Origin of the sequence: Paenibacillus sp. FSL K6-1566 (assembly GCF_038050475.1) — a bacterium.
Lineage (GTDB): Bacteria > Bacillota > Bacilli > Paenibacillales > Paenibacillaceae > Paenibacillus_AQ > Paenibacillus_AQ lactis.
This window is the reverse complement of record NZ_JBBOSR010000001.1, coordinates 479,590-499,126: the sequence shown is the minus strand read 5'-3', so window position 1 is coordinate 499,126 and position 19,537 is coordinate 479,590. Positions and strand designations below refer to the sequence as shown.

At 52.8% G+C, this 19,537-nt stretch carries 18 protein-coding genes; 4 read left to right on the top strand and 14 right to left on the bottom strand.

The features are described 5' to 3' along the window. Window positions 1-4: 4 nt before the first annotated feature. The 9 genes from NST08_RS02170 to NST08_RS02130 all read right to left on the bottom strand — a co-directional run bounded on the left by NST08_RS02170 (window position 5) and on the right by NST08_RS02130 (window position 9,107). Window positions 5-280, bottom strand: a complete 276-nt coding sequence (locus NST08_RS02170) for a hypothetical protein (RefSeq protein WP_138919332.1) — start codon at window positions 278-280, stop codon at window positions 5-7. Between the two features lie 23 nt (window positions 281-303). Continuing rightward, window positions 304-1,221, bottom strand: a complete 918-nt coding sequence (locus tag NST08_RS02165; RefSeq protein ID WP_034273828.1) for a polysaccharide deacetylase family protein — start codon at window positions 1,219-1,221, stop codon at window positions 304-306. Then, window positions 1,193-2,515: an MFS transporter gene (locus NST08_RS02160; protein ID WP_007130613.1), complete on the bottom strand. Its 1,323-nt coding sequence runs from the start codon at window positions 2,513-2,515 to the stop codon at window positions 1,193-1,195. The genes NST08_RS02165 and NST08_RS02160 overlap by 29 nt, the downstream gene beginning before the upstream one ends. Before the next feature lie 250 nt (window positions 2,516-2,765). After that, entirely contained in the window at window positions 2,766-3,341 is a 576-nt protein-coding gene (locus tag NST08_RS02155; protein WP_232239381.1) for a TetR/AcrR family transcriptional regulator, read from the bottom strand. Window positions 3,342-3,400: 59 nt separating this feature from the next. Continuing rightward, the gene (locus NST08_RS02150) at window positions 3,401-4,849 is read right to left on the bottom strand and encodes an MDR family MFS transporter (RefSeq protein WP_376773061.1); all 1,449 of its coding nucleotides are present in this window, start codon (window positions 4,847-4,849) and stop codon (window positions 3,401-3,403) included. A 281-nt stretch (window positions 4,850-5,130) separates the two neighbouring features. Continuing rightward, the gene (locus NST08_RS02145) at window positions 5,131-5,850 is read right to left on the bottom strand and encodes a glycerophosphodiester phosphodiesterase (protein ID WP_007130616.1); all 720 of its coding nucleotides are present in this window, start codon (window positions 5,848-5,850) and stop codon (window positions 5,131-5,133) included. Window positions 5,851-5,960: 110 nt separating this feature from the next. Beyond that, a complete protein-coding gene (locus NST08_RS02140) occupies window positions 5,961-6,821 on the bottom strand; it encodes a carbohydrate ABC transporter permease (RefSeq protein ID WP_007130617.1) in 861 nt (286 codons plus the stop codon). Continuing rightward, window positions 6,811-7,761, bottom strand: a complete 951-nt coding sequence (locus NST08_RS02135; protein WP_007130618.1) for a carbohydrate ABC transporter permease — start codon at window positions 7,759-7,761, stop codon at window positions 6,811-6,813. The genes NST08_RS02140 and NST08_RS02135 overlap by 11 nt, the downstream gene beginning before the upstream one ends. A 5-nt stretch (window positions 7,762-7,766) precedes the next feature. Beyond that, window positions 7,767-9,107, bottom strand: coding sequence for an ABC transporter substrate-binding protein (locus NST08_RS02130; protein ID WP_007130619.1), 1,341 nt, complete (start codon window positions 9,105-9,107; stop codon window positions 7,767-7,769). Between the two features lie 951 nt (window positions 9,108-10,058). Here NST08_RS02130 and NST08_RS02125 point away from each other — a divergent pair. The 4 genes from NST08_RS02125 to NST08_RS02110 are packed head-to-tail and all read left to right on the top strand — an operon-like array spanning window position 10,059 to window position 13,539. Next, entirely contained in the window at window positions 10,059-10,514 is a 456-nt protein-coding gene (locus tag NST08_RS02125; RefSeq protein WP_007130620.1) for a GAF domain-containing protein, read from the top strand. Then, the gene (locus tag NST08_RS02120; protein WP_007130621.1) at window positions 10,511-12,136 is read left to right on the top strand and encodes a thiamine pyrophosphate-binding protein; all 1,626 of its coding nucleotides are present in this window, start codon (window positions 10,511-10,513) and stop codon (window positions 12,134-12,136) included. The genes NST08_RS02125 and NST08_RS02120 overlap by 4 nt, the downstream gene beginning before the upstream one ends. 59 nt (window positions 12,137-12,195) lie before the next feature. Next, on the top strand, window positions 12,196-12,537 hold the full coding sequence (locus tag NST08_RS02115) for a hypothetical protein (protein WP_007130622.1): 342 nt from the start codon (window positions 12,196-12,198) through the stop codon (window positions 12,535-12,537). Window positions 12,538-12,549: 12 nt separating this feature from the next. Then, a complete protein-coding gene (locus NST08_RS02110; RefSeq protein WP_007130623.1) occupies window positions 12,550-13,539 on the top strand; it encodes a ketoacyl-ACP synthase III in 990 nt (329 codons plus the stop codon). A 123-nt stretch (window positions 13,540-13,662) separates the two neighbouring features. Here the strand turns inward: NST08_RS02110 and NST08_RS02105 are convergent, their stop codons facing one another. The 5 genes from NST08_RS02105 to NST08_RS02085 all read right to left on the bottom strand — a co-directional run bounded on the left by NST08_RS02105 (window position 13,663) and on the right by NST08_RS02085 (window position 19,509). Next, on the bottom strand, window positions 13,663-14,460 hold the full coding sequence (locus tag NST08_RS02105) for an inositol monophosphatase family protein (RefSeq protein WP_007130624.1): 798 nt from the start codon (window positions 14,458-14,460) through the stop codon (window positions 13,663-13,665). A gap of 75 nt (window positions 14,461-14,535) precedes the next feature. Then, the gene (locus NST08_RS02100; protein ID WP_341341404.1) at window positions 14,536-15,318 is read right to left on the bottom strand and encodes a TrmB family transcriptional regulator; all 783 of its coding nucleotides are present in this window, start codon (window positions 15,316-15,318) and stop codon (window positions 14,536-14,538) included. Window positions 15,319-15,558: 240 nt separating this feature from the next. Beyond that, window positions 15,559-15,864: a DUF3139 domain-containing protein gene (locus NST08_RS02095; RefSeq protein WP_007130626.1), complete on the bottom strand. Its 306-nt coding sequence runs from the start codon at window positions 15,862-15,864 to the stop codon at window positions 15,559-15,561. Between the two features lie 906 nt (window positions 15,865-16,770). Further along, the gene (locus NST08_RS02090; protein ID WP_007130627.1) at window positions 16,771-17,241 is read right to left on the bottom strand and encodes a DinB family protein; all 471 of its coding nucleotides are present in this window, start codon (window positions 17,239-17,241) and stop codon (window positions 16,771-16,773) included. A gap of 195 nt (window positions 17,242-17,436) precedes the next feature. Next, complete coding sequence (locus NST08_RS02085; RefSeq protein WP_007130628.1) at window positions 17,437-19,509, bottom strand: amylo-alpha-1,6-glucosidase; 2,073 nt, start codon at window positions 19,507-19,509, stop codon at window positions 17,437-17,439. Between the last annotated feature and the right edge of the window lie 28 nt (window positions 19,510-19,537).

Here is a 19,537-nt window from a genome sequence, read left to right as displayed (position 1 = left end):
TAAACTAAAATTCAAGAACAAGCCCTGCCCGGGTTGGGCAGGGCTTGGCTTGGCGGACCCGGCAGGCTTGATGCTTGGCCCAGGCCAGGCAGTCGTTATAGCTGACCCGCTTCAGGATGGCTTGCTTGCTGGACCCGGAAGTTCTGTTGGAGAGCCTAGGCTTGGCAAGTTTGTTGGCAGGTCTGGCCGGGCAGAGGCTGCTTGCTGGATCCGGCAAGTTGTTGGCTGGACTAATGTCATGCAGGCTTGGGTGTGTCGGCTGGCCGAATTCGGCGACCAAGCTTGCCAGACTCCAGCGCCCGATTACGATTTCTTGGCCAGCACCTTGACCAGCTTCATCGCCGACCGCATGCGGGGACGTTTCAAGTGCGCCTCGACATACCGGTAATCCGTCAGGATTACGCCGGCATCCCGCATCCCGTAGGCAAAATCATCGTCAAACAAAAGCTTGAACTCCCACACCCGCTTCTCCCAGTTCGGAATATTCGCCTCCATCCAGTCATCCTCCACTCCCGGATGGACATAGGTTTCGCATACGCCTTCCGGCAGCCGATACAGTCTGGCAATGATCGATTGCTTGAAGCTGTCGTACGTCTCCCCCTCCAGCTTGGCGAAGGGATGCGAGAGCAAATAATCCGGAATCGGAACCCCGAAGGTATCGGCTAAGCCCGATGCCAGCGCTACCGGCCGCTCGATGTTCGGCAGGGAGCGGAGCAGGGAGTCCTCCGGATCGATATAGCGGAAGAGCCGCACCGGGAGTTTCCAGCGGGAGGTCTTCCACAGCATCTGAGGGATGAGGCTGCGCCCCGTCTCTATCCCGTACAGGCTCCCCATATGATTATCGACATGGCTAATCCGGATCCCTGCCCTGCGGGCGAGCCGGTACTGGGCTTCCAGTTCCTTGAGCACCGCTCCAGCCTCAGCGCCTTGTTCGAACTCGCGGACCGTCCGGTATTGGTAGCCTTCGGCATCATGAAGCGAGGAATGTCCGGTCAGGCTTCGCCATCGCAAGGCTTCAAATTCGCTGGTCATCGTCAGATGCAGACCCACATTGGCCTGATTCCTGCGCGATGCCCAGGCTGCCGCCTCCTCGAATCCGGGGGCAACCGTCATAATAGTGGCCGATGATGCCTTATTCTCTTCAAGCAGGTGCTGGATGGCCTGATTCATCGGCCCGCTCTGCCCGAAATCGTCACAATTGATGATCAATCTTCGCTCCATGCTCATGCACGCCTCCGATCGGTTTAGAAAATTCGATTTTGGTAAGGAAGGATACGAGGAATGAAACGACCAGCAGGCATAGCGGAACGACGCTCATTAAATAACGGAAGGTCGATTCCGGATCGCTTCCCGGGTTGTCGCCGCTTTCATATCCAAAGATGATGCCGACCACCCAGAAGGCAAGCGCGGAGATCAGACCGCTCGAACGCGTAATAAACCCGCTCACGGACGTGTAGATCCCCTCCCTCCGCAAGCCTGTTCGCAACGCATCCTCATCGATGATACTGCCGCTGACAACGGCCGGGGTCACCAGAAAGCCGGCAAGCCCGAAGCCGACGCCGATGCCGGCCAAGATGCCGCTGACCAGGTTAAAGCCGAACCAGAGCGGAATGACCGACAGACCGTATATCGCCAAGGACAGCCGCCAAGCCTTCACGCCGTCCATGCTGCGGATGATCCGGTACCAGACGAACACGAGCGGAATGACCGATACAAATACCGACGCCAGCAGCAGCGACACCTGGTCGTCAGGAATCTTCAGCACATATTTGGCATAGAAGGGAATCGTCGAGCTAATAAGCCCGTTCACCGTCTGTGCGAACGAATTCGAGATGTTGAATACCCAAAATTTCTTGTTGCGGAGCGTTTCCCGGAATGCCGCGCCAAGCGGGAGCGGGTCTGCTTCCCGATAAGCCTCCAGCTCCCGGACGCTCATCATGCATATGAACATGAACGCGCCGAACAGCACCGCATATAGGATCGCCATGTTCGAGAACCCCATCGCATCGTACAGAATCGGCGTCACGGCCGTACCGATCAGCAGAGCAACGACTTGATAGCCCTGCTGCACCGCCGAAGCCTTGGCACGAAGACGGTCGCCCCGGAACAGCTCCGGAAACAATGCCCCGTAATTGACCCACAGCACCGTCGCTACCGCCTCGTAGAGAATTAGGGTTATCAGAAACCACGTAAAAAGTCCGTTCTGCCCAAGTCCCTCCGGCGGGGAAAATACGAGCACAAAGGTGAGCATAAACAGCGGAATCGCGCCGAACACCCACGGCCTGCGCCTTCCGAATCTTGTCTTCGTCCGATCGGACCAATACCCCATCAGCGGATTATTGACCGCATCCCAGATTAGAAAAACCGTCCGTGCCAGAGATGCCAGCCCAATTCCCAATCCCAGCTGATCCACATAAAAGAAGATGTAAAAGGAGCTGAACGCCTGGCTCGGCACCATCATGGCAAACATCCCGAGCGAAAATGAATACGGCGAATTGACCCAACTGCGCTTCATGCGCATCCCCCCACCAAAGGTCCATCCTGGAATGGACGATATTGGTGTACAGTATTCGCCGCAGCCTGGGTTTATACCTGCTCACGCGCCCGGGGCCCGATTATGAGCAAAGCACTTGCCAAATGAGTCTCGCGGGACCCTTCTCTTATACCGGCTTGCCGCTTCAGGCCTGCTGTAACAACAGGAAAAGAAAAGCCGCTTCGCCAAGACCGGCAGGTCTTGAGGCGAAGCGGCATGGTTACCGCGAATGCTATATGGTTGAACGGTCTACAAACAGCGGATCCACAAAGCTTCGGCAATATTGCTCGGCAATCTGCTCCGCGCTGTATCCCATGTCGCGCAGGAACAAGATAATATCCGCACGCGGCAGCGAGGCCATCATGACGGAAGTAAACTGCGGATCCACGGGCATCAGAACGCCTTGTTCCGCCGCATCCTCAAGCAGAGTCTTGATCTGCAGCCGCAGATAGGTGAAGGGCGGATTTTCGCACAGATGATTCTTGGTTTCCTCCAGCCTGTCGGAGGTCAGCATCACCCGAAGCCACTCCAAATCCTCATTAAAATGCAGGATCACGCGGGTGATAATCGTCCGAATCCGGACGGCGACCGGTTCATCACTGTTGCGAAGATACTCATCCAACTCCTGCAGGAACCGATCGATTTTCGCTTCCATCAAGGAAAAGCATATCTTGCTCTTGCTTGGATAACGGCGATAGAGCGTGCCTTGACCGATCCCGGCCGTTTTGGCCACCTGATGCATGGATACGTCCTCGACCCCGTATTTATTAAACAACGCTTGAGCCGTATCCAAGATTTTTTGACTCAATTCGTCATTCTCTTTTTTGCTCAGAATGCATGCATCCTTTCCCATCGACACAGGAATCTTTATGCGGCGGACCGTTCCTGTTCAGAAGGCGTAGATGCGCGTTTCACGAACAGACCCAGCACCAATGCGGCAATTGCCAGAACAAGCCCGGTGATGAAAGCACTATGAAGGCCGGCTATCATACTCTCGACCGGATTCAGATCCCCGGTTGTCACGACATAATTTTTAGCTCCTGCTGTCATGATGCTTATAAACAGCGCCATACCGACGGCCCCCGCTACCTGCTGAAGAGTATTCATAATCGCGGTTCCGTGCGGGTACAGCAGTCTCGGCAGCTGATTCAGAGCCGTTGTTTGGGCAGGCATCATGACCATGGATATACCTATCATCATCATAACATGAAGGAAGATGACATAACCACCCGTCCATGAAGCGTTAACGCGCGAAAACAGGAAGATGGCAATAACTAACAGGACGAGTCCCGGAATGACCAGCACTCTCGGCCCAAACTTGTCGAACAGCTTGCCCGTGATCGGCGCCATCAGTCCGTTGATAATACCGCCCGGCATCATGACAAGGCCGGCTGCCAGCGCCGTCATTCCCAGTGCATTCTGCAAGAACAGCGGCAGCATGATCATCGTGGAGAACATGCTCATCATCAGCACAAGCATCAGAATCGTCACCAGCGAGAACATCGGATATTTGAAGGTACGCAGGTCCAGCATCGGCTCCTTCATGCTCAGCTGACGCCATACGAAGAGCAGCAGGCTGATAGCCCCGGCCGCGATGCACCAAATAACCACCGGATCCGACCAAGAGCCTTCTCCGGCACTGCTAAAGCCGTACACGATGCCCCCGAAGCCGATCGTCGACAGAATGATGGAGATGAAATCGACCTTCGGTTTCGTAAGCTCTGTTACATTTTTCAAAAACATAGCTGCAAAAATAATGGAGAACGCAGCCAGCGGCATAACGAGGTAGAACAACCAGCGCCAATTGAGCGCGTCAACAATCAAACCGGACAGCGTCGGTCCAATCGCCGGGGCGGTCATAATGACAAGCCCGATCATCCCCATGGCGGCTCCGCGGTTTTGGGGCGGATAGATGCTGAGGATCGTATTCATCAGCACCGGAATCATGAGACCCGTTCCGACTGCCTGCAAAATGCGGCCGGTCAGCAGCACCCCGAATACTGGAGCGAACCCGCATATAATGGTCCCGACAAGAAATAGCGACATCGCGCCGATAAACATCTGCCTTGTCGAAAACCACAGTTGAAGCAGCGCCGTGATAGGCACGAGAATGCCGACAACGAGCATGTAAGACGTGGACAGCCATTGCACCGTCGCCTCACCGATGCCGAACTTCTCCATCAAGCTTGGAAACGCGATATTCAGCAGCGTCTCATTCAAGATCGAGACGAACGCGCCGATAATCAGCGCGGCGACGATCGGTCCCCTCTTTATCTTGCTTAAATCAATTTTGGCCGAACTCGGCCCCACTCCCATATCCAAAAATGTATCCTCCTTATCTCTATATACGGACAATTGTCCGTTAGCGTGGTATTATTCTAACGGACAATTGTCCGCAAGTCAAACTGAAATTTAAAATTTTACATATTCTTTACAAAGAAAGGGTATGTCCGGCCTCCACCGGCCCGGACATACCCTTAACCATTCGTATTCCATTTGATTCAACTCCAAACCCGCTGTCGGCCAAACGAGGAGTAGAGAACAACTTGCTTACATGCTGGAAGCTCTTCAGGTTCTCTGCAAACACTGCAAATGCTTTACGAGTTCAGCAGCACCTTCTCCTTGTACACCTTCGCCCAGCCCTCCAGATTGTTCGTGCAGATCAACAGGTCCGGATACTGTGCGAGGGACTCGAGCACCGACTCATCGTCAGGCGTCCACACAATCAGTTGAATATCCCTCTTTCGCGCTTCCTCCAAAAATTCAGGCGTGATAAACACGTATTTTACGGACACATACTTTGCCCTTAATTGATCCAGATACGGAAATACCGATGGCGTTGCCCCGTAAATAACCAGGCCAAGCTCGATGTCCGAATCCAGGGTCCGGGCCCGCTCGATCGAATAATGATCGAAGGAGGTCAGGAACACCTGCTTCTCCATGCCCGCATGCCGTACCGTCTCGATCACCTTCTGCTCCAGCCCCGGATAAGCAAGGCCTGTCTGCTTCAGCTCGATATCCACCGTCATGCGGTCTTTCGCCAGCAGCAGCGCTTCCTCCAGCGTGGGGATGGCTTCCCCCTGTCCGGCATCGAGTCGCCGGATCTCCTCGAACGTGAAGGACTTCACCTCTCCGGTGCCGTTCGTCGTCCGGTTGACCGTCGGATCATGGATGACGACAGGCACCCCGTCCTTCGTCAGCTGAACGTCCAGCTCCAAATGCGTGTACCCAAGCTCCAGCGCCTTCCGAAAGCCCAGCATCGTATTCTCCGGATATTTCAGCGGATATCCCCGATGGGCCAGTCCACGTACTGTCATCGTTCAATTCCCCCTCGTAAGCTTTATGGTTATTATTCCATGATGCGGCCTGCCGCCGCAACATGGAAAGGCCCCGGGGAGCGAGCGCCCCGGAGGCCAAGGCATGCCTCTTACTTAAAAGTCGAATTTGCCATAGCCGCTACGATATGCTTCTGCATGACCGTAAAGACGAGCACGATCGGAATAATCGCCATGACGCTCGATGCCATGATGATATGGAAGAACATCGCTTCATTGCCTGCAATGGAATCGCGAAGCATCGCGATGCCGACCGTAAGCACCCGCATATCGTTATCATTGGTCATGATCAGCGGCCAGAAATACGAGTTCCAGGTCGAGATGAAGATCAGAACGCCCATCGTTACGACGGTCGGCAGCGCCATCGGGAGCAGCAATTTGTACAAGATGGAGAACCGGCCGGCACCGTCGACACGTGCCGCCTCCAGTACATCATTGTTGATCGATTTGAACGATTGCCGAAGCAGGAAGATCGCATAAGCCGAAGCGCCATGAGGCACGATCAGGGCCAAGAATGTGTCCAGCCAGCCCAGCTTCGACATCATGACGTATACCGGCACGAAGGTAACCTGCTCGGGGACGATCAGGGCAGCCAGCACGAGCAAGAACAGCGCATCCCGTCCCCGGAATTGCCCTTTCGCGAACGCATAAGCCGCCATTAACGCTACGTTCAGCTGCAGGATGATCGTCCCTACGGCCATAATCAGCGTATTGCCGAAATACCGCGCGTATGGAATGACGCGGAAAGCTTCGGCGAAGTTTTCCCATGCGAAGCTTTGCGGCCAGAACGTCGGTACGGCCATCCGCATCTCTGCCTGCGTCTTAAGGGAGCTGATCAAGAGCCAATATACCGGAAAGAACATGACCAGAGTGACCAGGACCGCCGCTATAATGCGAAGCGCCATGAGCAGTTTGCGGTTTGCGGCCGAACCGGCCATATAATTATCCCTCATAGTGCACCTTCTTCCTGCTGACCCACATCTGAAACATCGTTAACAGCAATATAATCACGAACAGAATCATGACAAGCGCAGAAGCCCTTCCCGTTTTGAATTCGACGAAGGCCATCGTATAAATCCAGTATACGATCGCGTTGGTGGCCTTAAGCGGTCCGCCATCTGTCATGACATCGATGGATTGGAAGACCTGCATCGACGAAATGAAGCTGGTAATAACAAGGAACAGCGTCATGGGCGACAAGAGCGGAAGCGTAATGTTGCGGAACTGCCGAAGCCGACTGGCTCCATCAATGGAGGCCGCTTCATAATATTCCGCCGGAATTCCGCGCATACCCGCAATGAACAGGATCATGGCAAAGCCAACGCCCTTCCAGACCGAGACGGCGACAAGCGCCGGCAGCGCGGTGGACGGATTGATGAGCCATTCCACGGGATCCATTCCGAACCAGGACACCACCTGGTTCAGAAGCCCGTACTGCCCGTTATAAATCCAAGTGAACACCATGGCCGCGATGACCATGGAAATGTAATACGGCATGAAGATCACGCCCCGCATGAATCCGAACAGGCGGGAGGATGACACGTTGAGCAGCAGCGCCAGCAGCAAGCCGATCGCCAGCGTAAAGACGACATCCATGAGCGTGTACAGGAACGTCACCTTCATCGATTGATAGAACTCTTCGTTCGTCAGCAGCCGGGTATAGTTGTTCGCTCCGACAAATTTCATCACCGGGCGCGTCATGTTCCAGTTCGTGAAGCTGATATAAATGGAGTACAGGAGCGGAAAGTACAGGAAAGCCCCCATGAATACCAGGGCCGGCACCGAAAAGGCAAAGTCCTTCCATTTCTCGATGACCGAATTCGACACCCGTCTGGATACGGAAGCGGACGCCCGGTTGGGCGCCGCCTTGTTTAATTTTGGATTGGTTCCCATAGACATCACTCGTAATCCATCAGAATATCGTTAATCTTCTTGGCCGCTTCCTGCATTAACGGCACCGGATCTTTCTTGTTAAGCACCATCTCGCCGATCACTTCCTTATACACCTCGCTGAATTCCGGATAAGCCGGATGCTGCAGGCGCGGAGTCACTTCGTCAAAGTGCTCGTAAACCGCTCTGTATTGAGGCCATCTTTCGAAATATTGGTCGCCTTCTTCCGATTCGATGGCCGATTTCCGAGTTGGCAGGTAGCCTACCGATTCCGCCCACTTGATGTTATGCTCGGCTGCGGTCATGAACTCGATAAACTTCCATGCAGCTTCCTTCTCCAGATCCTTGGCGCCGTTCATCATCACGATGCCTGCACCGCCAATATTAGAGGTACGCTTCTTGTCGCCAGGGAGGAAGGATACGCCCACTTCAAAATCCGCATTCTCACGGTACATTTTCAGCATGGCCGATGTGTGCTGTACCATTGCGATCTCGCCGTTCAGGAACATTTGACGCATATTGTCGGAAGCGCCCTTGCCGAAGCCCATATGCATGCTGCCTTCGTTTTGCCACTTGTAGAAGTTTTGGAGGTAGCGCAGGGAATCCTCGTTCTCCACCGCCGATGCGCTCATATCCTCTGTCAAGATTTGCCCGCCGCCGTTAATGTTCCACGGATCGTAGTACCAGGTATCCCAACCAGGAACGGAGAAGGCATACCGTGTCGTCTTGTCGCCTTCCTTCTTCACGACTTTGGCGTTGAAGGCTTCAATCTCGTCCCACTTCTGCGGCGGCTCTACGCCGAGCTCGTCCAGCATCGTTTTGTTGTACACGAAGACGCTGGTGCTGACGATCAGCGGGAAGCCGTACTGCTTGCCGTTAAATGCATACGCGTTCAACATGCCTTGCGCGAAGTCATCCATGTTCACTTCGTCCCGTTTGATCCATGGTCCCAGGTCGGCGAATACGCCGCTGTCCGCAAAGTTCGGCAGGGAGGATACTTCCACGTTCGTCACAGCCGGAACGTCGCCAGCGGCCACGGCAGCCGACAGCTTCTTATGCAGATCCGGATACCCGCCTTGGAATACCGGTTCGACTGTAATGTGCGGATACTTCTTCTGAAACTCTCCAATCATGTAGTTCAAGCCTTCCAGTTGTGCCTCGGCATGCGAGTGCCAATACTGGATTTTGATCGGCGTCGTATCGTTCTTCAAATCCATCGAAGCCGCTTCCACGTCATCGAGGTTAACCTCGCCCCCTGCATTCCCGCTTCCTCCGCTGCCTCCTGCGCACGCGGTCGTCATGATCATCACAATGGTCAACAGCGTAAGCAACCATGTTTTCTTTTTCATCAATGTTCTGGCCCCTTTCGAATGTTTCTATCACTGCATATCTGCTGTCTGTGATTCAAAGCCTGGATATCTCCTAAAAAATGCGCACAAAAATAGAGACGTTAACGAGCAACCAAAAGAGCCACCACCTCCTAAAAAAGCTAAAGCAGCTGCCTCCCAGGGTTATCTCATCGTCTCCACCCCTAGCGATATGCAATTAAGCAAATTCATTCACTGCGGATCAAACCGCCCAATGAAACACGCACGACTTCGTGTTAGCGACGGTTGATCAAGGGAGTATTAAACAAGCGTTAGTCTAAACAACCTCCTGTTCAAACGGCCATTTCTATGAATGCGCTTTCGGTTATGGCTGCACAAACAATGGATTGGAGTTATCATACCGGCTTTAGCCTCTTCCAATCCTTCAGTTATTCGCCGCCTCACCCAGGAGAGCGCTTTCAGAATAGCCAAAACTGCTCTCAAGCTGTGTCTATCATGTTTAGTATCTATCATAGAGGAATTAATTAGCAGGAGTCTATAGCGAATTTTGTGTTTTTTTGTCGAATTAAAAAGAATTTTAGCTTGATGTAACAATTGTCATTGCGAACATAACAAATGAAACAAACCCTTCACCTCAACTTGGATAACACGCTATGAAAAAGTGAAAAAAATTATAATATTTCCGAAAAACCATGAAAGAACGAAAAAAAGGATCCGATATAAATGGTGTGTTACACGCAATTCCAAAAATAGCCGCAGTTTGCCCGTACCCGGAAATGCCGCGGCCATTGCGACAAAGGGGGCGTACCGTACTTCAGCAAACATAACGACACCGACAATTTGGACAAGAGCGGCTGCTTTAAGCTATCCGCTAAGGGAGAAATGTTAACGTCCTCCTAGCTGCTTGAATCGGACGAAGAAACTAAACATCCGATCGGACAATGAGATTTTTGATACGGAGGAGAAATGGGCATGGAGCGATTAGCATCACTGTTTGAAGAGCTTGAACGCCTCACAGGCGTGGCCGATATCGCCTATCATGAAATCCGGGACGGCCGTTTGAATCCGGTATCCAAAACGAAGACGGACCAGCTCGGCGTGGAGAAGTGGAAAAGCGTTCATGCAGAGCACCCCGTCTACATCCGGCATGACCGCCTTTTGCGCGAAATGATGGAGCATCCGCAAACGGTTGTCCTGCAAGACGTCAAGAACGATCCGCGCGCGGCCGACGAGTTTTTCCTGTTTGGGATCGACAGCATTATGGTTCTGCCTGTCATGCAGCATGAGACGGTGAAGGGGATCGTCGTCGTCGCCTCGATTGGAGCACGGCATGATTTTACGAAAGAAGAGGTCAAACGTGCAGAATCACTTGTGTTTGAATACAAGGATGCGTTTCAACTACAGCATAAGGAGGATTCTTCAAGATGAATATTGCCGAAGCCGTGCTGAAGTATTTGCGAAATGTCGGAGTGGACTGCATATTCGGAATTCCGGCCGGGATCATCGGCCCGATCTATGACGCGTTGATTGATGTCGATATCAAGCCGATCATTACGAAAAATGAAGCCGGCGCCGCCTATATGGCTGCGCGATATGCCAGCAATTCCGGCAAGCTCGCCGTTTGTGCCGGTGCCGGTGCGGTCGGGGTCGGCAATATGATGAACGGGATTGCCGATGCCATGCGCGCCAAAGCCCCTCTGCTGGTCATCACCGGATACGTAAACCGGTGGCAGATCGGCAAGGGAGCCATCCAAGAGATGGATGCGCAGGATATTGTCCGGCCCATCACCAAATACAGCAACACCGTGATGAACGAAGCCGATGTGTTGGCCGAGCTGGATAAGGCGGTAAGGATCGCGCTGACTCCCCCTTGCGGGCCTGTGCATATTTCGGTTCCGATCGATGTGCAGCGGATGGAAGCGCCGGCGCTCTTGCCTGCGGCTCCAGAGCCTTCCGCGCTTCAGCGTATTCGCCCGAATCCGGATGAGATGGAGCGTGCTGCAGCCCTCCTGAATGAGGCTGAGCGGGGAATCATTATGGTCGGACGCGGCGGGCGCTCATCAGCCGAAGCCATCATGCGTCTCAGCGAACGGCTGCAGTGGCCCATCATTACGACGCCATCGGCCAAAGGCATCATTCCGGCCGAATTTCCGCTTAACTTAGGGAATTACGGATTTTCAAGCACCGATGCGGCGATGGAATACGTCACCTCTTCGAAGGCCACCTGCATTTTAATCTTGGGTACAAGCCTGGGAGAGTCCTCTACATGCAACTTCAATGATGTCCTGGTGGACGGACGCAAGGTGATTCATGTCGACCGTGATGCCAAAGAGCTTGGGAAAGTCTTCCGGACCGATGCAGCCGTTGTTGCCGATCTCCGGGATGCCGTTCCTTATTTTGCGGAGCACGTGAGTCCGTCTTCAGCTTCATTTAAGAAGCCGTTCCCGCTTAACGAGGCCTACGAGCCCAATCATACAGGCTTGTCGCTGCGCCTGTTTCTGGAGAAGCTGAGCCAAGTGATGCCGGCAGACACGCGATATGTATGCGATATCGGGGAATTTACCAACTTTGTCCTGAAGTACTTGGAAGTGCCCGCCGGCGGCGATTTTGAAATCAATCTGAACTATGGAGCGATGGGATCGGCGATGGCGGGAGGACCGGGACTATATCTGGCCGACTCGACCCGCCCGGTTGCCGTTATTGCGGGGGACGGCTCGTTCTTCATGAATGGCACCGAGGTGCTTACCGCTAAAGAGTACGGTCTGCCCATCATTTATTTCATTATTAACAACGCCATGCTGTCTTACGTCGAGCGCGGGCAGAAGTTTCTATATAACCGCACGATCCCGGATTACAAGCAGGAGAGAATCTCCATCGCCGACATGATGCGAATCGCCGGAATCCGAGCGATGTCTGTCGACCGTCTGGAGGACATGGAGGATATTCCGGGATTCCTGCGGGAGATGACAGGGCCGTGCATCATTGAGGTCAATACGGACGGCAGCGAGCCCGCGCCGATCTTGGATCGCTTGAAAGCCCTGAAGAAATAAGCACTAAGGTACAACACCAATTCAACATAATATGTTTCGATCATAGGAGGAAGAGCAACATGGGAAGCTTTAATATCAAAATCGATCAAGCTGCAAAAGTATTTCATGCCGAGGTGGAAGGCACCTTCTCGCCGGAAGACGGAATGGCATCCATTGAGGCTTACGGCAAGGCCATCTCAACCATTTCCGTTCCGGAATATGAAATTGACATCGACTGCACGAAGCTGAACGTCTCTGCGCCTGAGACGCTTCCGCTTTTGGAAGGATGCTTCGAGATGTATAAAAAAGACGGCTTTAAGAAAGTTACGCTGCGCATTTCCAAAAATCCGATCCTGAAGATGCAGCTCGGGCGTGTTGCTCGTGGCGTGAAGCTGGACAACTACGAAATTATCGAACAATAAGGAGAGATGGCCATGAGAGGTGTACAAATTCGCGAGATTGAAATCTACCATCCTGCTAATGAAGTAGACAACGAATACTACATTAACTATTTTGCGGAAAGAGGTACGGATGTTACCGGACTTGTAACCGCTCTGGGCCGTAATAAGCGTTTTATTATCGATAATCCGGAAGAGAATACATTCACGATGGCCGTGCAGGCATCCAAGCTGGTGCTGGAGAAGAGCGGGCTGTCCGCAAAAGACGTAGATCTGATCATCTTCACTTCCCAGACACCGGAATATTTGCTGCCCAGCAATGCGCTGAAGCTCCACCATGCCCTTGGAGGCGATCTCCTAACGGCTTGCTTCGACATTAACGCGAATTGTGCCGGCATCCTTGTTGCGGTAGAGCAGGCTTCCCGCTATATGACCGCTAATCCTAGGGTAGAGCGTGCGCTTGTGGTCGGCTCCGATTATCTTTCGGTTCACAGTCCGGAGGAGCCGGTGTATTATTCGAATTTTGCCGAATCGGCAGTAGCCGTGATTTTGGAGCAAGCGGAAGGCACCCGCGGTTTGATCGATTCCGTCTATCAAACCGATACATCCGTTATCGACAATTCCCTGTTCCCGGCCCACGGCTTGTCGAATCTGTACCGTGAGGAGTTTACGGCTAAGGATGCGCAGGTGAAGTTTACGCCTTTCGATGATTCGGTCTGTGCCGAATCCGCGGTGAATTCGATTCGCATCTTGCTGGAACGCAACGATCTGACCAAGGATGATATTGCCGGCTTTATGTTCTCCCAATTTACCTTGGGCAATATCAAGCATGTTTCGGAGCGCCTCGGGATTGATCAGGACAAGGTTCCTTATATCGGGGACAAGTACGGTTACACCGCGACAACGAGCCCTTTCCTCGCCCTGTACGAAGCAGTTCGGGCCGGAAAAGTGAAGCGCGGCGATTACCTGGTCTTCTGGACGGTAGGAGCGGGTTGGCAAAATGTCAGCCTGTTGATTCAGTACTGAGCATCCTGCTCTGGGAACGGACCGATTCTCAACGTTAATAATAAAAGGTATCTGCAGCAAGAAGCCCGCCCATTTTCCGCAATGGACGGGCTTCTCCATGTCATGGATTCATGCAGGGGAAAATCACCCTGCCAATACGGTTACGATCTTGTCCCGAAGCGCGTCCGGTCCTGCAACAACCCCGGATGTTCCCCAAGTGAACGGCGATCCGTCGACATCGGATACGCAGCCGCCCGCTTCTTCGATCAGCAGCGCGCCTGCCAGCCAGTCGTAAATTTCGCGGCCAAACTCCCAGTAGGCATCCATGCGCCCGCAGGCCACATAAGCCATCTGAAGCGCGACGGAGCCGAGCATGCGCAGCGCCGTGCATTCCGGCAGCAGCTTGCCGACGCTCCAGGCGGTCAGCTTGACGTTCTCGGGCTCCACCTCGACTTTGTTAGGGGGAGCCGTCAGCAGAAGCGCATCGGCCAGACCCGTTTTCGCCGATACCCGAATCCTCTCGCCGTTCAAGTAAGCCCCTTCTCCGCGGACCGCATGGAACAATTCGCGGCGGCCGGCATCATAAACGGCCGAGAAGACGGCAACGCCTTCCCGGATCAAGCAAAGGGAGATCGCCCAAAATCCGAATCCCTGATGCAGATGGACGGCTCCGTCGATCGGGTCAAGCACCCAGTAGGCGTCTCCGTATTCCGGACTTCCCTGCCTGGCTGCATCCAGCTCAGCATCGGACCATGGCAGCCCGGGATGGATTTCGTTCACCGCCTGGCGTATGCGGCGCTCTGCCCAGCCGTTGGCGTCCGCAAAACGTTCAATCAGCTGCTCCCGCGACGCTGCAGGAGCAAGCCCTCCATATTCCTCCAACAATTCTTCCCCGACTTGAGCCAGTATGGCCCCGATGGCATGTGGATCTACATGGATCATAAAATGTCCACTCCTCAGGATAGTATTTTTGAATACTACTAATATTTTCGCAAAAAGAAGCGGTCTCCCGCTACTCTATTCCAGCAGCTCCCGAAACGGGCTGATAATCCGTTCATAATGGCTGCCGTATTGATCCGAAAGCTCGGCGGCGAAATCCTCCTCAATCCGCTCCATCACCAGATCGTGATATAGACCGTTCTGAAGCAGTTCAATTATGGAAGGATGATCGGTTTCAAGCGCCGTTAATCGGAGAGACCGGCCGAAGCTTCCGATTAATGCCGACTTCGAATCGCACAGCATCGAGAATTTTCTGGACTGCGCCTGCTGCCATATCTCGCTCCGCTTATGCTCGATGACATGCTTCAGGGAGAGCCCGGATTCTCCGATGACAATCGCGACAACTCGGACGCCGCGCCGTTCGGCCTCAGACAGCGCCTCGCTCATCCAGTGGACGTCTTCGGACCATAGATCAACGACAATGCTCTTCTCGGCGTTTGCCGCCAGACGGTCAATGGCTTTGCGCAGCGCCTGATCCCCCTTCCAGCTGTAGAACGACGGCGAGGACTTCGGCGGCGCGTTCAGCTCCTCAAGCAGCATACGTGCATTTTGATCGAATTGGGTTTTCAGCGTCTTCACCACCTGACCGATCGGCACCGCATCATATAACACGGGATCCGCCTCGATCGTTCGGCACACCCCCTTATCCGTCATCGCCCGCAGGGCCGCATAAACGTTCGAACGGGATACCGACACCCGCTTGGCTACTTCATATCCCGACATTTCGGGGGATTCGTGCAGGGCAAGGTAAATTCGCGCCTCCAAATCCGACAGCCCGATGCTTCGCAGCTCATCAATCATCGTAACGCTCCTTCACGCTATTATTAGTATTATTCAATAATACTACTGTTGAGGAGGTATGTTGTCAATCCTTTCATTTTATCAGCCATTCCAATTGTGATGAGGAACTCTAATCCGCAAAATTAATTAGCCATGATATAGGCATCTCTTTAACGCTATCTAGCAATAGGCTATAACCTCGATAAGTAGTCTAATATAAAAACCACTGATTTTATCAAGATCAGTGGTTTAGATCAAACTTCAATTCTTTACATTTAAACGCTGCGGTGTTTTAGGATCTAATTGTGTCCATTCTCCTGTATCTCTATCAGTAAAAATATATTTAGTATTTGGATCGTCGGCGAATATTACGTAAACAGGGAATTTAGGCATACCACTTAGTTTCGCCTTAATACTGATGATATCAGATTCAGCGTAGCCTTCTACATTAAATAAATGGTTCTTTAAGCTCTTTTCTAGTGCATTGTATTTGTATTGTAGTGCTGCATAACCGCCTCCTATAATTAACACAATTACTATCACAAAAATAGCCAAGGTTTTTTTCACTATTAACATCCTCCCTTACGAAAATCTAAGTTGTCAAATTGAAAATCTCATAACACTTTATCATACTTTGTAAAGCTCCGATAATCTTAAAAAGAAAAACTGCACAATGGCAGTTTCTAGTATAAATTATTGTGCTGTAAATTGAGTTACATATACCAAATTAGGAGCATTTATTACCATTGATGGAGTAATAAATCCTCTTAGATCGGGGGTATTACCAAGATCCAATAGATCTATTCCTTCCCCGTAATAGAATGCCTGCCATACAAATTTCGAACAATAGTTTGGAGTGGAGAGAGTGTGCTCTTCTTTGCGTATGGTTCAATTTCGTATTTTGTCACATACTTATAGTTGTATGTTGCCCATTTGGCAGCCTCAACCCCCATACCATTAATAGGTCTATAGACTTTGATAGTTTCTCCTTTGCCATGTCTACTCATATAACCTGACATGTTATCTACGGTCCCACCATTCACAGGTAATGTTACGTGGACCACTTTATAATTTGAATTTACAATTCCAGTATGCCCCACAATCTGTGAACTAAAGCCAAGCGTTTTTGTCGAATAGAGGACATCTCCGATTCGCATTGGAACATTAGTACCGGGATATGTAGGCCCAATCTCCGCAAATGGTTCAATTAATTCGCTATCATTTTGGATTGAAATATCTTCGCTACTGTCCGTGTTATCATTAACTTCTATGTTATAAAGATTGATACTCTCCTCAGAAGTAAGACTCTCAGCACTAACAACTGATCCCCCCGTTGGGAAAAATGCAGCTAATGTCTCCCTCCGTTTCCAGCCACTCCTGTGCCTTCATATTCAAATAACAGCACCTTGGCCTAAGCCTAAACAAAAAACCGCTCCTATCGCATCTCGGGAGCGGTTCTTTGATGCCAATATCTTACTCGAACAGCGGCACCTTCGGGTCTTTGCCATTGCAGTGGACCAGCATCGCATGCAGCTGTCCCCGGTGATGGTACAGGTGGGCCAGAATCTCAAGCAGCCACTCGTAACGGGTATAGGTTGCGCCCCAATAGGACGTTACCTCCCGATGCAGTTCTTCGTCGTCCATATCATGAAATGCCTGCGCCAGATACGAATAGCTCGTTAACAATTCAGCCTGGATATCCTTCAGGTTATTCAGCGACACGCCGGCGTAATAAGCGCTCATCTCTTCCTGCGTCGCCCCGCCGGATATAAGGAAGTCGGCCCTGCAGATGACCGCGATATGCTTCAGCAGCTCGCCGACGGAATGCTTGTCCGCCGTTGGCCTGACGAGCAGATCCTCCTCTGTTAGCTTGTCAATAATCGCCACGACCGACAGCACCGCCACTTCGATCTGGTGCAGCGCATATGTACAAAAGGTATTCATTCCCGTTCTCTCCTATCTTAGGTTGTCGTTCAGCATGCTTGGGGTATGTAGTTTAAAACTCCGCTCTATATTATAGAACACATGTTCCTGTATTTTCAATAAAAAACAACCTGGTTCTCTTTGAAGCGAGAGAACCAGGTTGTTGTCCGTGTATTTGCTGTTCGTGTTGTCGTGCTGTCGTGCTGTTCATATTATCTATCCGACCAGCGTATAGCCGGTCGTATTTTCAAGCACCTTCACGTTGAAGGATGCTCCGCCGGCATCACGCGTTACGCTGACCGACAGATGGCCATTACCGATCGCGATCCGCTCGGCCTTCAGCTCGTTCATGCCCTCCGGCAGGAACGGTGACAACGCGATTTCCTTCTTAGGCGCATCGGGGTACAATCCGAGCATCGCCTGCAGAAAAGCGATCGACGTGCCGGCCGCCCATGCCTGCGGCGAACAGGTCGTCGGATAAGGCACCGGATAACCGAGCCCCGCATCATTCCCACAGAACAGCTCCGGGAGGCGCTGGTACTCGAAGTGCTCCGAGGCCTTGAGCAGTCCGGAAATGACCTTGCCGGCCTCTTCCTTGAAGCCCTGCTTGCCCAGCCCAAGCAGAATCATCCCGTTATCGTGCGGCCACACGCTGCCGTTGTGATAGCTCATCGGATAGTAGCCCGTGGAGCCTGTGCTCATCGTACGGATGCCGTATCCGCTGAACATGTCGTCCTTCAGCATCCGCTTGGACTGGGCTGCGGCCCGCCCGGCTTCAGGGAGCCCGCTCATGAGCAGATGCCCGGGATTCGAGGTTACGCTTCGCACCTGACGCTGCTCCTTATCCAGCGCAATCGCGTAGCACTGCTGATCCTCCATCCAGAACGCCGCCTCGAATCTTGCGCGGAGCTCCTCGGCCTCCTCTTCGAGCTTGCGGGCCAGCTCGTGCTCGCCCATGTCAGCGAACACGGGGACGAGCGATTTCTTCGCCTGATATACATATCCTTGCACCTCGGACAATGCGATGGGCGACTCCGCATATTCCCCATGCTCATGGATGATGGAGTTCGCTGAATCCTTCCAGCCTTGGTTTGGGAAGCCCTTCTCGGCTTCCTGCTTGTAGGCCATGAAGCCGTTCCCCGCTTCCAAGGCAGCATTGATATAATCAAGCGCCCGCAGCATGTTCGGCTTCAGCTCCCCCGCGAGAGACAAATCGCCCGTCCAGCGGTAATATTCTCCGATCAGGGCAAGAAACAGCGGAGTGGAATCGATCGTGCCATAATAAGGAGAGAACGGCGATTGCCCGGTCGTAACCAGCTCGCCGTAACGAATCTCGTGCATGATTTTTCCCGGCTGCTCGTCTCGCCAAGGATCCGTCTTCTCCCCTTGATTGGAGGCCAGCGTCTTCAGGGTTCCCTTGGCCAGCTGCGGATTCACCGGCAGCATGAACAGGGCGGTGATCAGGCTGTCCCGGCCGAATGGAACCGCGAACCATGGCAGTCCGGCCACCGTCGTGTCGCCGAAGCCGACGTCCAGGGTCAGCATGCGCAAATCCTGCAGACCTCGCTCGAACAATCCGCTGAACACGGCAGAGTCGGATTTCACCCGCGTGCTGTTTGCGTACCACTGCGCATAGGAAGCCTCCAGCTTCCTCAGCCCCTCGTCATAAGACAGCGGCTCCGGCTCCGCGTGCTCCTCCGTGATCGGCGCAATGAAGAAGGTGACCACCCGCTGTTCCTTCGGTTTCAAGAACATCGGGAACGTAATCGTTCCGCTTCCATGCGCCTTGCCGCCCTCGGCATCCCAGGAAATGCGCGTCTTGCGTCTTTGGCTATCCGCGCCCATATAAGACAGTGTCAGCTCCCGGTCTTTGGCGCTTGCTTCTTCCATGCGGCCAACGTCCCCGGTGCGGTATTTCCGAACCAGGAACATATCCTGGAAATCGGCATCGAATGCGACCGAAAACTCAACGTTCCGGGCATCGATAAAATAGTTGGTGAGCGTGCAGCGCTCGTAGAGGATCCCGCCGTAAATAAACCGCTCCCGGTGCAGCTCGATCGCTCCCTCATCCTTGGAATCCTTCATCAAGCGGAAGGAAGCGATGTAGCTCTTATCCCCGGCGGAGGACAACAGGGAAGGCCTCTCCCCGTCAATGAACGCCTCCATGCGGCTTAAGAAGCGCGTATCCTTCGTATATAAACCGTGACCCTGATCATCCCCAGGAGCCATATCCCCATTCAACCCCGTCAGAAAGAACAGATCCCCTTCCTTAATTACGCGATAATCCATCATTCATCCCCCTTTTATCGCCCTTACG